We start from the raw sequence: 13,040 nt of genomic DNA, 5'->3' as shown, positions 1-13,040 counted from the left end.
TGAAAGTGAGAAGCTATCTCATTATAATTCGTATATTGTAGCAGTGTCCCGGTCAAGGAAAGCTCCCATGGATATCTTCAGTCCCGTTTTGTCTTTGTTGCTCAGCGCTGGAGGGGTCGGCTGTTTGTACGCTGCATGGCGTCAAAAACAATCGGCACCGCTGCTGATCGCATTCGGCTGGGGTGGGCTGTTGGTTTCTCTCGTCACCTGGAGTGGTCTGCTGGGAGTCGAGTTTGGCGTAACCTATGCGCTGATTGCCCTGTCTCTGGTGGCCTGGCTGTTGGTTGGGCTCTCTGCCGGCAGTTCCCGGGTGAAACTGAAAGCCAAGCCGTCGCTGCCCTTGTCTCGGCCATTGTTGCGTACTTTAGGCAAGCACACGGGGTTGCTGTTTTTGGCCGTGGTGCTGGCCGGTGTCGTAGCCGCATTTGTCGGTGTGGGCGTGCTGCGAGTGTTGCCCATGGAGCGCGCCAACACCGTTATTGTATCGATTCTGTTATTCCCTCTGGTCTGGGGGGGATTGTCCTGCTGGTACTGTGCCGCCGAGCGATTGCTTAAGCCGGTGCTGATCAGTGTCGCAGCGGGTGCACTGGGTGCTCTGGCGATTTTTCTGTAACGGTTTGCTGGTGTCATTATGAAACAGTTGTTATCGGCCTCACTGGTCAAAAAGTCACTGGCAAGCCATTCCTGGCTGGGGTTGTGTGTCGGTGCCCTGATGTATCTGGTGTGTCTGTCGGGCACCCTGGCGGTGTTCCATCACGAGTGGGAGCGCTGGGAACAGCCCAATATCGAAGAGGGGGTGACCCTTGCCTCCGAGCAGTTACAACAGGCCTATGCCGAAGCCGCGCAGCGAATGGGTGAGGTGCATGACATTGTCATCAGCTTGCCGGTTGAAGATAATCCGCGCACGGTCATCTCGGCAGACGGGCAGGGTTGGTTTGTTAACGCCGACGGTTCTCTGGGAGAAAGCATCAATCACGGTTGGACAGAGCTGGTAGCGGACCTGCATCTGTATCTCCACCTGCCACACAGCTGGGGCATGATTGTTGTCAGCATTCTGGGGGCGCTCTTGTGTGGGTTGATCATTTCCGGTGTACTTGCGCATCCGGGTCTTTTTCGTGACGCCTTCAGTTTGAGAGCTGATGGCGCTCGTCTGGAGCAGGTGGACATACACAATCGTCTGAGTGTCTGGGGAGCTCCCTTCCATTTGATGATAGCCATTACCGGTGCTTTTTTTGGTCTGGCGCAATTTACGGGACTGTTGGTTGCCATGGCTTTTTATGATGGCGATTCCGAGGCCATGCTGGAAGAGCTCTATGGGGGCCATCCCCATGTGGAACAGTCGGCATCGGTGGCGCAGGTGTCTAAAGCATTGGCGCAGATGCCGCAAATCGCCCCGCAAGCGACGCCGTTTTACATCACTGTGGAGCACCCCGGTGAAGACGATCAGTTTATGCTGGTTGGCGCCAGACACCCTGAACGTTTGATTTATGCCGAGCAGTATCGATTCACCGCCGACGGTGAATACATCGACCATGTGGGGTTCAGTGACGGCGCCGCGGGGCAACAGTTTATCTTTTCGGTGTACCGCATTCACTTTGGCCACTTTGGTGGCCTGACCACCAAAATTCTGTTTCTGATTGCCGGGCTGGCTCTGACGATTGTCTCGGTGACCGGCATTAATATCTGGCTGCATAAACGCAAGCATCGCGATGCCATTAACAATCTGTGGGCGGCACTGGTGTGGGGAGCGCCGCTGGCACTGGTCATCCTGGCCATCGTGGATCTGTATGCCGGTGTCGCCAGTGTGGGGCTCTACTGGGTGTTGACTGTGGCGTGTATGGCGGCGGCCCAATGGCGGGACGATGAGGTGAGCACTCGCTTTGGATTGCAGTGTCTGACCAGTGTGGCGCTGGTGTTGCTGGTGCTCAGCCATGGCCTCCAGTTCGGCTGGCTCACCAACCCTGCGGCCAACAGCATCAATCTGTCTTTCATCGTCACCGCGCTATTGCTGTTAGGGTGGGGGCGGTTCTCCAGGCGCCGTGCTCAGGGAACTCGTCTCTCCGAGGAGACTGTCGCTCAGGCCGGCAGGGCCTGATAATAACCGTCCTGTTTCACCATCTGCACCGCCGTATCATAGAGCGCACTGACGCGCTCGGCGGTGAGCAGTTCTTCCTTCGGTCCATCGGCTGCCACCTTGCCATCGCGGATAAACACGACCCGGTGTATGTCCGGGATGATTTCATGCAGATGGTGGGTCGCGATAATGACTGACGTGCCTTCGTCGGCCAGCTGCCGCATATCGTTCAATACCTGAAAGCAACCCTGCAAATCGAGACTGTTGGTGGGCTCGTCAAAGATTACGGTTTTGGGGTTGTGAATCAGTGCCCGCGCCAGAATCAGACGGCGCTGTTGTCCGCTGGACATATGCTGAAACATTTTGTCTTTCAGTGGCAGCAGGTTGAGACGCGCCATGGTGTCCAGCGTCAGCTGATTTTGCTGTTCGGTGATGTCGTGGTGGTAGAGATGGCCAATGGTACCCAGTAAGCCGGACAGGACCACATCAAAGCCGGTGGTGATGGGCATGTATTTGGCCTGAAAATCGTAGGACACCAGTCCAATCTCTTCCCGCAACTGCTGCACGTTGATTCGGTCCCGGCCGAAGATCTTCACGAAACTGTCGGGTTGTTCGTACGGATAAATCTCCCGGGTCAGCAATTTCAGCAGTGTGGATTTGCCGGCGCCATTGGGGCCGAGAATGGCCACGCTCTCGCCCTGTTCAATGGTCAGGTTGAGATTATTGAACACGATGGATTCACCGCGATAGACCGTGGCGTTGCGGATTTCAAGCAGAGGTGTGGTCATGGTCATCCTTTGGGCGGAAAAAAGCCGGGCAGGCCCGGCTTTAAATCAATGAGGCTGTTGTAGCACTCAAATCAGAACAGTACGCGACAGCGGACAGTGCCCTCAATTTCGCGCAGCTGTTTCAGTGCAACGTCGCTGTACTCGGCGTCGACATCAACCACAACATAACCCACATTCTCGTTGGTTTGCAGGTACTGGGCGGCAATGTTGATGCCGGTATCGGATAGCACCTGGTTGATCTTGCTCAGAATGCCGGGCACGTTTTGGTGAACGTGCAGCAGACGGTGTGCGTCCGGATGCGAAGGCAGCGCCACTTCCGGCAGGTTGACGGAAGAGGTGGTGGTGCCGTTGTCGGAGTACTTCACCAGCTTTTCGGCCACTTCGAAGCCGATGTTTTCCTGCGCTTCCATGGTGGAACCGCCGATGTGCGGTGTCAGGATGGCGTTATCGAAAGCGCGCAGAGGCGATACGAATTCTTCATCGTTACCGCGGGGCTCAACTGGGAAGACGTCGATGGCGGTGCCCGCCAGATGACCGGATTCCAGTGCGCCTGCCAGTGCGTCGATATCCACCACGGTTCCGCGAGCGGCGTTCATAAAGATCGCCCCCTTCTTCATCTTGGCGAACTCGGCTGCGCCAATCATGTTCTGGGTTGAGGCGGTTTCGGGCACGTGCAGGGAGATGACATCGGCTTGTCCCAGCAGCTCGTCCATGGAGCGCACCTGAGCCGCGTTCCCCAGAGGCAACTTGGTCACTACGTCAAAGAAGATAACGTTCATGCCCAGTGATTCGGCCAGTACACTCACCTGAGTACCAATGGAGCCGTAGCCGATGATGCCCAGAGTTTTGCCGCGGATTTCAAAAGAGCCAGCGGCGGATTTCAGCCAGCCGCCGCGGTGACAGACGGCATTCTTTTCGGGAATGCCGCGCAGCAGCAGGATGGCCTGGGCGATAACCAGCTCGGCAACCGAGCGGGTGTTGGAGTAGGGGGCATTAAACACTGCCACACCGTGTTCCTGAGCGGCCGTCAGATCCACCTGATTGGTGCCGATACAGAAACAGCCGACAGCGATCAGCTTGGGAGCATTTTCAAACACGCGGCGGGTCAACTGGGTGCGTGAGCGGATGCCGACGAAGTGAGCGTCTTTGATCTTTTCGATCAGCTCGTCCTCGGGCACTGCAGTTTTCAGGTATTCCACATTTGTGTAACCAGACTGCTCCAGGGTGTCCACAGCGGACTGGTGAACACCTTCCAGTAGTAAAAAGCGAATTTTGCTTTTATCCAGTGACGTTTTGGCCATAGGGGTTTTACACCTCGTGTAACGTGTTGTGGCTCGCAGGGCTTGTTTGGCCGCACGGGGCAGGGTTGCCGGGCGGGGCTGAACAAGGAGGTCGGCAGGTGCCGGAAAAATAAGCGCGCTATGATAGCATAGGGGGCTTTCGGGGCGATGGCTAAATCGTCCTTTTTATAGGCTTATCCGGAAGAATCATAGGGAAAAAGCGGCGGAAAGCGCCGATTTCACCCTAGCCCGGCGTTTGCCGAGTGATAAATCTGTGGTTTTTGGGTGTTTTGAGGTTGGCACACCGGAGCCGCTCACTGGAGTCATGAGGGAAGTAACATGGATTATCGTCATCGTTTTCGCAGCTCATCAGAGGAGGTTTCCGCAATGGAGCTGCCTGTGGGCAAGGTGGTCTGTGTGGGGCGGAATTACGCCGAACACGCCCGTGAACTGAACAATGCAGTGCCTGCCGAGCCCATTTTGTTTATCAAGCCGTCCACCGCACTGGTGCGCATGGAGGAGCCGTTTTTGATCCCGCGGGGACAGGGCGACTGCCATGTAGAAACCGAAATGACACTGTTGATCGGCGAGACGCTGACCAGGGGGGATGACGACAAGGTGCTTTCGGCCATTGCCGGTGTGGGGCTGGGTTTTGATCTCACTCTGCGGGATCTGCAGAGTCGTCTTAAAGAGCAGGGCCACCCCTGGGAGAAAGCCAAGGCGTTCGACGGCAGTTGTCCGCTGTCGACGTTTGTCTCGGCTGAAGGTCTCTCATGGGATGATATTACCCTGCAGCTGGTGCGCAATGATCAGCTGCAACAGAACGGCAATTCACGGGATATGATCACTCCGGTCGCCGATCTTCTGGCGTATATCTGTCGGTATTTTACCCTGCGACCCGGTGATGTGGTGATGACTGGCACGCCGGCCGGTGTTGGGCCGCTGGTTTCCGGTGACCGGTTGGAGGCCCGTCTCGACGACCGTTTGACCATCAAAACCCGGGTGCTGTGATTCAATCGGTCAGCCCTTCCCCTGAAGCAACCCTCAATCCGGTGAATCGCCACTCGCGTTTTCAGGATTGAGCATCTCCCGTCAGAGTCGCCGCTGCCGGCATCGCAATGAGCACGGGCGCCTTCTGCCACTGTCAAAGCGTAGATAGAACTGGTTGAGATTGCTGACGGGGTAACGATTGGGAGCCGGTTGTGGTCAGGACGATCCCGGCATCAGTTGCACCACCTGGGTATCGGGCTCGCGCGAAAGCCGGGCCTTGTGCAGTGCCTCCTCATAGGCGGCCATCATGGCTGTCTGATTTTCTCCAAGCTCATGCAGATACGACCAGGTAAAAATCCCCGAATCGTGTCCATCGCTGAAATAGATGCGCAACCCGTAGTTGCCCACGGCTTCGATCTTATCAATGGCCACGTGTTTTTTGCCGTGTTGCAGCACTTCCTGGCCCGGACCGTGGCCCTGTACTTCGGCGGAAGGAGAGTGCACCCGCAAAAATTCTGCCGGCAGCGTGAAGAGCTGGCTGCCGTATTGCACATCCAGCGTTCGTGCCTTTTTGTGCAGTTGAATTTTTGAGGGTGTCACCATGATGATGTCCTGAGGTTGTTAGATGGCTCGATTCAAGTTGCCAAACCGGATTACAGAATAAACCGGCTCAGATCTTCATCCTGCGCCAGTTCGCCCAGGTGCTCATCCACGTAGCTGGCGTCGATGGTGATTTTCGGGTGTCCGTCACCGGCTTCGAACGAGACGCCTTCCAGCAGGCGCTCCATAATGGTGTGCAACCTGCGGGCGCCGATGTTCTCGGTGCTTTCGTTCACCTCGTAGGCGGTTTCTGCGATGCGGCGGATACCGTCTTTGGTGAACTCCAGTTCGGTGCCTTCTGTTTGCATCAGGGCGACCTGCTGTTCGGTCAGTGAGGCATTGGGCTCGGTCAGGATGCGCTCGAAGTCGTCCGGAGACAGAGCGGTCAGCTCGACACGAATGGGCAAGCGCCCCTGAAGTTCGGGGATCAGGTCCGATGGTTTGGCCAGATGGAAAGCGCCTGAAGCAATAAACAGAATGTGGTCGGTTTTGATCATGCCGTGCTTGGTGCTGACGGTGCAGCCTTCAATCAGCGGCAGCAGATCCCGTTGTACGCCCTCGCGGGAAACGTCGGCTCCGGCCCCTTCGCTGCGTTTGGCCACCTTGTCGATCTCATCGATAAACACAATGCCATTTTGCTCAGCCGCGGCAATGGCCTTGCTTTTCATTTCTTCCTCGTTGACCAGCTTGGCAGCTTCTTCGTCGCGAATTTGCTTGAACGCCTGCTTCACGGTCAGCTTGGTGGCTTTGGTTTTGTTGGAGGACATGGAGGAGAACATGTTCTGCAGCTGGCTGGTCATGTCTTCCATGCCGGGAGGCGCCATGATTTCGACCCCAACCGGGCGGGCAGCCACTTCGATTTCAATTTCCTTGTCATCCAGCTCGCCTTGGCGCAGCTTTTTGCGGAACATCTGACGGGTACTGGACTCTTTATCGCTGCCGCTCAGTTTCTCGGCAGCGGTTGGCTCGCCGCCGCGAGCGGGAGGCAGCAGGGCGTCGAGAATACGCTCTTCGGCTGCGTCTTCAGCCCGGTGTTCCACCTTCTTCATCTCGATTTCACGGTGGAGCTTGATGGAACCATCCACCAGATCGCGAATGATGGACTCTACATCGCGTCCCACATAGCCCACTTCGGTGAACTTGGTGGCTTCAACCTTAATAAAGGGAGCGTTGGCGAGCTTGGCCAGGCGACGGGCGATTTCGGTTTTACCGACGCCGGTTGGGCCAATCATGAGGATGTTCTTGGGGGTGATTTCGTTGCGCAGCTCTTCGTCCAGCTGCATGCGACGCCAGCGGTTACGCAGGGCAATGGCCACCGCGCGCTTGGCTTCGGTCTGGCCGACAATGTGTTTGTCCAGTTCGTGGACGATTTCACGGGGAGTCATGGTCATGTCTGACATAAGCACTCTTCTTCAGTAATACGGCTTCAGTAAACGGCATCAATCATCTGATTGCCAAGCGGAGGGACGGGCGTGTGATTAAGCGCCGTACTCCAGTTCCTCAATGACGTGGTTGTGGTTGGTGTACACACAAATGTCGCCGGCAATGCCCAGGCTTTTGCTGACGATGTCATTGGCTTCCATCTCGGTGTTTTCAAACAGCGCGCGGGCGGCGGACTGGGCAAATGGGCCGCCGGAGCCAATGGCAATAATGTCCTGCTCCGGCTGTATCACGTCACCGTTACCGGTGATGATCAGGGAGGCGTCCTTGTCGGCAACCGCCAACAGGGCTTCCAGGCGACGCAGGGCGCGATCGGTACGCCAGTCTTTGGCCAGCTCCACCGCAGCGCGCACCAGTTGTCCGTTGAGAGCTTCCAGTTTTGCCTCAAAGCGTTCAAACAGCGTAAACGCATCGGCTGTGCCGCCGGCGAATCCGGCCAGTACCTGATCTTTGTAGAGGCGACGCACCTTGCGGGCATTGCCCTTCATAACGGTGTTGCCCATGGAGACCTGGCCATCTCCGCCGATCACAACCTTGCCGTTGCGGCGCACGGAGAGAATGGTAGTACCTCGATATTGTTCCACAGGGAATCCTTAGTTTCTGATGAATTTGGGGATGACAATGAAACTTAAGGTGGGGACTGGGTGTGATATTTCAAGGTATGACGCTGCGTAATGGGGGCAATTACACAGCTTTACGTTTTGCGCGGGTGAGAGCTTGGCGCGGCTAGCCTTGCTTGCGTTTCAGCAGCAGTGAATTGATGCGGTTGGATGCCAGGATGCTACGGGCACGTTCCATTTTTGAGGAGTTGCTGTAGGGGCCAACGAGCACCCGATACCAGGTTTCACCGCTGCGCACGGTCACTTTCTCTACCTGGGCGTCCAGATTGAGCAGAATCAGCTGGGCGCGCAGGCGATCGGCGTCGCTGTCTTTGCGGAACGAGCCGACCTGCAGTATGTATTCCTGGTTTTCGGCTTGCTCTTTTGCCGCTTCCCGCTGGGCCGGGGTAGGTTCCTTGACCTCCACCTCGGATTCTTTCAATAGCTGGTAAAAGTCAAAGCGTGGCTTGGGAACCTGAGGCTTGGTTTGCTCTGGCTGGTCTTCCGCCGCGATCGGCTGCGGATTGGTAGGTTGTGGCGCAATGCCGGCCAGGTACGCGAGGAACATGATAAAGGCACCCAGAACCGTACCCGTGAACAGCCAGACCCACCCCGGTACCTGCGATTTGGGTTTGCTGGCAGGACGTCGGTTGCTCGATCGAGTGTTGCCGGAACTGCGCTTATTGCTGGCAGGGCGGCGCGTTTTTTTCGCGAAGTCTCGGGTCATGGGGGGAGTGTGTAAAGCCTTGTGGTCGCTGCAGGGTGGTGCTGATGGTCAGCGGAATTGTACTCGACATGGGCGAGACCACCAACAGACGCGGCGAAATTTCGCGTATCAGTGCTCTGTATTTCACCTATCAGTCCTTGGTTTGGTCGATCAGGCCATATCCTGAGGATCGACATCAATTGACCAGCGGGTGCGGCGACTGAGGGGGTGTTGTTCCAGTTGGGCGATCAGTGGCGTCAGCAGCTGATGCAGTCGGGATCGACTGCTGGCGTGGAGTTGCAGTTGGTGACGAAAGCGTTGGTTGCGTCTTTCCATCGGCGCCGGCAGGGGCCCCAGATATTGCAGGTCCGGATGTGAAGGGCTCAGGCGCTCGGCGATCTGGCGGGCGGCCAGCAGCAGGGCGTGGGCATTTTCTGAGCGTTTGGATTCGGCTCGCAGCAGTGCCATATAGCGGTAGGGGGGCAGCATGGAAACCTGACGCTCTTGCAGGATCAACTGTGCAAAGGCGCTGTAACCCTGATGCAGCAGCGTTTGCAGCATGGGGTGTTCGCAAAGGTGGCTCTGAATCAACACGGTGCCTGGCCGCTCGGCCCGCCCGGCCCGCCCGGCGACCTGCAGCATCAGCTGGCCCATGCGCTCCGGGCCGCGGAAGTCGGTGCTGAACAGTCCGCCGTCGGCGTCGATGATGGCCACCAGGGTAACATTGGGAAAATGGTGCCCCTTGGCCAGCATCTGGGTGCCGACCAGAATGCAGGGGGCGCCCCGGTTCACCTGTTCGATGATGTTGTGCATGGCGTTTTTCTGCCGGGTGGAGTCCCGGTCCACCCGCAATACAGGGAAGTCGGCAAAACGGTTTTGCAGTATGGTCTCGGTGCGCTCGCTGCCCTGACCCACGCAGTGCAGTTCGCGACTGTTGCAGGTGGGGCACTGGTGAATCAGCGGGCGCTGATAATCGCAGTGGTGACAGTGCAGGTGTGCCGGGTTCTGATGCACGGTCAGGCGGGCGTCGCAGTGTTGACACTGGGACAGCCAGCCGCAGTCGTGACACATCAGCGTCGGGGCAAAACCCCGTCGGTTGATAAATACCAGCACTTGTCCGCTGGCCAGCAGGTGCTGCTCTATGCTGTCGAGCAGTGCCTGGGTCAGGCCTTCCTGCAGCGGCTGGCGCTTGAGGTCAATCAGTTCGATAGTCGGCGGGCGGGCGCCGCCAGCTCTCTGTGTCAGCGGCAGTAACCGGTAGCGCTGTTGTTGGGCGTTATGAAAGCTCTCCAGCGAGGGGGTGGCACTGCCGAGAATCAGTGGAATCCCCAGCCGTTGACAGCGCAGGGCGGCCAGATCCCGGGCGGAATAGCGGAAGCCTTCCTGTTGTTTGAAGGACGGATCGTGTTCCTCATCCAGAATTACAATGCCCGGGTGTTTCATGGGGGTGAAAATGGCTGAGCGGGTTCCGATGATGATGTCGGCGTCACCTGCAGCGGCCAGCAGCCAGGCTTGCTTGCGCTCGCTGTCGTTCAGGCTGGAGTGCAATACCGCCAGCGGTCGGTTAAACCGGCTCTGGAAGCGGCTCAGGGTTTGCGGGGTCAGCCCGATTTCCGGAATCAGCACCAGCGCCTGACGCCCCGCGCGCAGTACCTTCTCAATGGCCTGCAGATACACTTCGGTCTTGCCACTGCCGGTAGTGCCATAAAGCAGGTGGCCACCGTATTGGTCAAATTCGATCTGGTCGAGCGCGTTTGCCTGCTCTTCGTTAAGCTGCAGTGGAGGTGACTTGAGCAAAGCCTCAGGGCGAATCGGATCCGGAGTGATTTCCAGGGGTTCAATCAATCCCTTGTCCTGCAGGCCTTTGAGCGCGGGGCGGTTGACGTCCTGCAGCAGCAGATCCTTGTGCAGGACGTATGGCTGACCAGACAGAGGGCCTTCCTTTAAAAGTTGCAACAAGGCCTGTTGCTTGCGGGCCCGCTTGAGGTCGTCGGGTGAGCAGGCGTTTCCTGATTCGGTCAGTTGCCAGGCTTTTTCGGTGCTGAGTTCGGCAGTCTCTCCCTGCCTCAAGGCCACGGGAATCGCGGCGGCCAGCACTTCGCCCAGGGGGTGGTGGTAATACCGGGCTGCCCATTGGCAAAGTTGTAATAGTTCTTCCGGTATTAATGGAGTAGAGTCCAGTAAAGCCTCCACAGGTTTAAGTTTGTTGAGGTCAAAATCGCTGTGGTCCTTGATGTCGACAATCACACCGACGAGCTTTTGGTTGCCGAAATTCACAGCCACACGCATGCCCGGAAGCCCTTGGGTGACGGTTTGGGGAGCCAGATAGTCAAAGGTTCTGCGCAGCGGTGTGGGCAGGGCAACGGCGTAAATCTCAAGCGCTGGCATGGGGAAAAAGAGGGTCTCCGTGAATCTGTAACTGGGCTGCCGAAAAAACGCACAATTGTCTTGCGTTGATGGGGGTTTCTGGTAGTATGCGCCGTCTTATTTTTTACCCGCTAAGACTAACCGTTGTGCGGTGCTCGGCACAAGATCGAGTGGCGGCACAGAATGACATGAAGGCGATACCCAATGAAAGCAGATATTCATCCTAAATACAGCCCAATGACTGCAACCTGCAGCTGCGGCAACGTAATTACCACTGGCTCAACCAAGGGTCAGGACATGCATCTGGACGTATGTTCCAGCTGTCACCCTTTTTACACTGGTAAGCAAAAGCAAGCGAGCACCGGTGGCCGTGTAGATAAATTCAAGAAGCGTTTTGGTAGCCGTATCGCTGGCAAATAAGGCATCACGAGTAGTAAAACACTACACAATTGTCGAAGCCAAAACGGCAATGCCTGATGGTTCAGGCTGGCAGGAACCTGCTTGTCAGCTGAGCTTTATCCCCCGTCAGGTCGTTGTCGGCTTCTGAAAAAGAGCGCTCAGGTCGTGAATCTGCAGCGCTTTTTTTTGACCTGTCATTGACTGTGATCCAGCCCGGGCGGGTGTTTAAGAGCCGATGTGGTGGCTCGCCGTAGACACAACTCTACTAGACACCACTATTGAGATGGCAGAGAGTTAACGCTGCTGAAAAATGTGAAGTGCAGAATCGAGTTGCAATTGATTGCAGCCCTTATCCGGCTTGTCTGTCTGAGGCCGATTGCTGGTTAAGTGTGCATTTTGGCCGGTTTGTATGGCCAGAAGAGCCTTAATGGCACTTGAGCCTCCGACTGATGGCTCGGTATTCTGCAGTCCTTCAAAATTCAATAGAGACGCCCAAAGCGAAAACGGACAAGAAAATGTCAGATTTATTCAAAAAGGCGGCTTTGGATTACCACGCATTTCCAAAGCCTGGAAAACTATCGGTTGAGATAACGACGTCAGCGGAGACCCAGGAAGATCTCTCTCTGGCATACAGTCCGGGGGTGGCAGAGCCGGTCCGTGAAATTGCCAAAGACGCGGAAAATGCCTACAAGTACACCACCAAGGGTAACACGGTGGCGGTGATCACCGACGGTAGTGCCATTTTGGGGTTGGGTAATCTGGGGCCATTGGCCAGCAAGCCCGTGATGGAAGGCAAAAGCCTGCTGTTTAAGCGTTTCGCCGGTATTGATTCGGTGGATATTGAAGTCGAGTCCGAAAGCCCCGAAGCGTTTATTGAAACCGTGGCCAGTATTGCCAATACCTGGGGCGGAATTAACCTGGAAGACATCAAGGCGCCTGAGTGTTTTCAGATAGAGAAAGCACTGATTGAGCGCTGCCAGATCCCCATTTTTCACGACGATCAGCACGGCACAGCCATTGTGACTGTGGCTGGACTGCTGAATGCGCTGGAAATTCAGGGCAAGAGCATTGAAACGGCAAAGATCGTCTGTCTTGGCGCCGGTGCTGCAGCTCATGCCTGCTGTACTTTAATGATCGGTGCCGGAGCGGATCGTTCCAATATCACCATGCTCGACAGCCGGGGTGTGATCTACGCCGGCCGTGATGGTTTGAATGCCTACAAAGAAGAATTCGCAAATGACACGGATGCCCGTACGCTGGATGACGCGATTGCGGGTGCTGATGTGTTCCTTGGGGTATCGGGGCCAAATCTGTTGGCACCGGAGCAGCTGGCTAAAATGGCTGACAACCCGGTGGTCTTTGCCTGCTCCAACCCGGATCCGGAGATTAATCCGAAGCTGGCGCACGAAGTGCGTAGCGATCTGATTATGGCGACCGGTCGTTCGGATTTTCCCAATCAGGTGAACAACGTTCTGTGCTTCCCGTTCCTGTTCCGCGGCACTCTGGATGTGCGGGCAAAAGAAATCAATCTGGACATGAAGCTGGCAGCCGTACACGCGCTGAAAAACCTGGCCAAGGAAGAAGTGCCTGAAAACGTGCGCAAAGCTTATGGCGGTGGGGAATTGAGCTTCGGGCGTGAATATATTCTGCCCAAGCCCACCGATGAGCGCCTGCTGGGGGCTGTTGCCGGAGCTGTGGCTCAGGCGGCGGTAGACAGTGGCGTGGCGCGTTTGCCTTACCCGTCTCACTACCCGCTGGGATCTGTGGGTGGATAGCTGACCGTTAGCGATGGGCAAG

Annotated in this window: 12 protein-coding genes; 5 read left to right on the top strand and 7 right to left on the bottom strand. The window is 56.6% G+C overall.

What is annotated here, in order from left to right; all coding sequences use genetic code 11:
• The first annotated feature begins 67 nt into the window (after positions 1–67).
• Both KOI40_RS01010 and KOI40_RS01005 read left to right on the top strand, forming a co-directional pair.
• On the top strand, positions 68–613 hold the full coding sequence (locus tag KOI40_RS01010; RefSeq protein ID WP_216095548.1) for a hypothetical protein: 546 nt from the start codon (positions 68–70) through the stop codon (positions 611–613).
• Between the two features lie 18 nt (positions 614–631).
• Positions 632–2,095: a PepSY-associated TM helix domain-containing protein gene (locus tag KOI40_RS01005; protein ID WP_216095547.1), complete on the top strand. Its 1,464-nt coding sequence runs from the start codon at positions 632–634 to the stop codon at positions 2,093–2,095.
• Here KOI40_RS01005 and KOI40_RS01000 read toward each other — a convergent pair.
• Positions 2,077–2,862: an ABC transporter ATP-binding protein gene (locus tag KOI40_RS01000; RefSeq protein ID WP_216095546.1), complete on the bottom strand. Its 786-nt coding sequence runs from the start codon at positions 2,860–2,862 to the stop codon at positions 2,077–2,079. The two genes, KOI40_RS01005 and KOI40_RS01000, sit on opposite strands and share 19 nt — an antisense overlap.
• A 71-nt stretch (positions 2,863–2,933) precedes the next feature.
• Positions 2,934–4,163 carry a phosphoglycerate dehydrogenase gene (gene serA / locus KOI40_RS00995; RefSeq protein WP_216095545.1) on the bottom strand — a complete coding sequence of 410 codons (1,230 nt, stop codon included), beginning with the start codon at positions 4,161–4,163 and terminating at the stop codon, positions 2,934–2,936.
• A gap of 318 nt (positions 4,164–4,481) precedes the next feature.
• Here serA and KOI40_RS00990 point away from each other — a divergent pair, with 318 nt between their 5' ends.
• Positions 4,482–5,153 carry a fumarylacetoacetate hydrolase family protein gene (locus tag KOI40_RS00990; RefSeq protein ID WP_216095544.1) on the top strand — a complete coding sequence of 224 codons (672 nt, stop codon included), beginning with the start codon at positions 4,482–4,484 and terminating at the stop codon, positions 5,151–5,153.
• Positions 5,154–5,348: 195 nt separating this feature from the next.
• Here the strand turns inward: KOI40_RS00990 and KOI40_RS00985 are convergent, their stop codons facing one another.
• The 5 genes from KOI40_RS00985 to KOI40_RS00965 form a co-directional block, all read right to left on the bottom strand.
• On the bottom strand, positions 5,349–5,735 hold the full coding sequence (locus KOI40_RS00985) for a gamma-butyrobetaine hydroxylase family protein (protein WP_216095543.1): 387 nt from the start codon (positions 5,733–5,735) through the stop codon (positions 5,349–5,351).
• A gap of 50 nt (positions 5,736–5,785) precedes the next feature.
• Positions 5,786–7,123, bottom strand: coding sequence for an ATP-dependent protease ATPase subunit HslU (gene hslU, locus KOI40_RS00980; protein ID WP_439653222.1), 1,338 nt, complete (start codon positions 7,121–7,123; stop codon positions 5,786–5,788).
• 87 nt (positions 7,124–7,210) lie between these two features.
• The gene (gene hslV / locus KOI40_RS00975; RefSeq protein ID WP_216095541.1) at positions 7,211–7,756 is read right to left on the bottom strand and encodes an ATP-dependent protease subunit HslV; all 546 of its coding nucleotides are present in this window, start codon (positions 7,754–7,756) and stop codon (positions 7,211–7,213) included.
• Between the two features lie 142 nt (positions 7,757–7,898).
• On the bottom strand, positions 7,899–8,498 hold the full coding sequence (locus KOI40_RS00970) for an SPOR domain-containing protein (protein ID WP_216095540.1): 600 nt from the start codon (positions 8,496–8,498) through the stop codon (positions 7,899–7,901).
• A 150-nt stretch (positions 8,499–8,648) separates the two neighbouring features.
• On the bottom strand, positions 8,649–10,865 hold the full coding sequence (locus tag KOI40_RS00965) for a primosomal protein N' (protein ID WP_216095539.1): 2,217 nt from the start codon (positions 10,863–10,865) through the stop codon (positions 8,649–8,651).
• A 183-nt stretch (positions 10,866–11,048) separates the two neighbouring features.
• Between KOI40_RS00965 and rpmE the strand changes: the two genes are divergently transcribed.
• On the top strand, positions 11,049–11,264 hold the full coding sequence (gene rpmE, locus KOI40_RS00960) for a 50S ribosomal protein L31 (RefSeq protein WP_216095537.1): 216 nt from the start codon (positions 11,049–11,051) through the stop codon (positions 11,262–11,264).
• 494 nt (positions 11,265–11,758) lie between these two features.
• Complete coding sequence (locus tag KOI40_RS00955) at positions 11,759–13,018, top strand: malic enzyme-like NAD(P)-binding protein (protein ID WP_216095536.1); 1,260 nt, start codon at positions 11,759–11,761, stop codon at positions 13,016–13,018.
• Positions 13,019–13,040: the final 22 nt, after the last annotated feature.

It is taken from the genome of Pseudomaricurvus albidus, from assembly GCF_018863235.1.
Lineage (GTDB): Bacteria > Pseudomonadota > Gammaproteobacteria > Pseudomonadales > Cellvibrionaceae > Pseudomaricurvus > Pseudomaricurvus albidus.
This window is presented reverse-complemented; position numbering and strand designations above follow the sequence as displayed.

Excerpts from the sequence above, each read along its gene's own strand:
- KOI40_RS01010 (WP_216095548.1), top strand. The coding sequence starts at position 68 with ATGGATATCTTCAGTCCCGTTTTGTCTTTGTTGCTCAGCGCTGGAGGG.
- KOI40_RS01005 (WP_216095547.1), top strand. The coding sequence starts at position 632 with ATGAAACAGTTGTTATCGGCCTCACTGGTCAAAAAGTCACTGGCAAGC.
- KOI40_RS01000 (WP_216095546.1), bottom strand. The coding sequence starts at position 2,862 with ATGACCACACCTCTGCTTGAAATCCGCAACGCCACGGTCTATCGCGGT.
- serA (WP_216095545.1), bottom strand. The coding sequence starts at position 4,163 with ATGGCCAAAACGTCACTGGATAAAAGCAAAATTCGCTTTTTACTACTG.
- KOI40_RS00990 (WP_216095544.1), top strand. The coding sequence starts at position 4,482 with ATGGATTATCGTCATCGTTTTCGCAGCTCATCAGAGGAGGTTTCCGCA.
- KOI40_RS00985 (WP_216095543.1), bottom strand. The coding sequence starts at position 5,735 with ATGGTGACACCCTCAAAAATTCAACTGCACAAAAAGGCACGAACGCTG.
- hslU (WP_439653222.1), bottom strand. The coding sequence starts at position 7,123 with ATGACCATGACTCCCCGTGAAATCGTCCACGAACTGGACAAACACATT.
- KOI40_RS00970 (WP_216095540.1), bottom strand. The coding sequence starts at position 8,498 with ATGACCCGAGACTTCGCGAAAAAAACGCGCCGCCCTGCCAGCAATAAG.
- KOI40_RS00965 (WP_216095539.1), bottom strand. The coding sequence starts at position 10,865 with ATGCCAGCGCTTGAGATTTACGCCGTTGCCCTGCCCACACCGCTGCGC.
- rpmE (WP_216095537.1), top strand. The coding sequence starts at position 11,049 with ATGAAAGCAGATATTCATCCTAAATACAGCCCAATGACTGCAACCTGC.
- KOI40_RS00955 (WP_216095536.1), top strand. The coding sequence starts at position 11,759 with ATGTCAGATTTATTCAAAAAGGCGGCTTTGGATTACCACGCATTTCCA.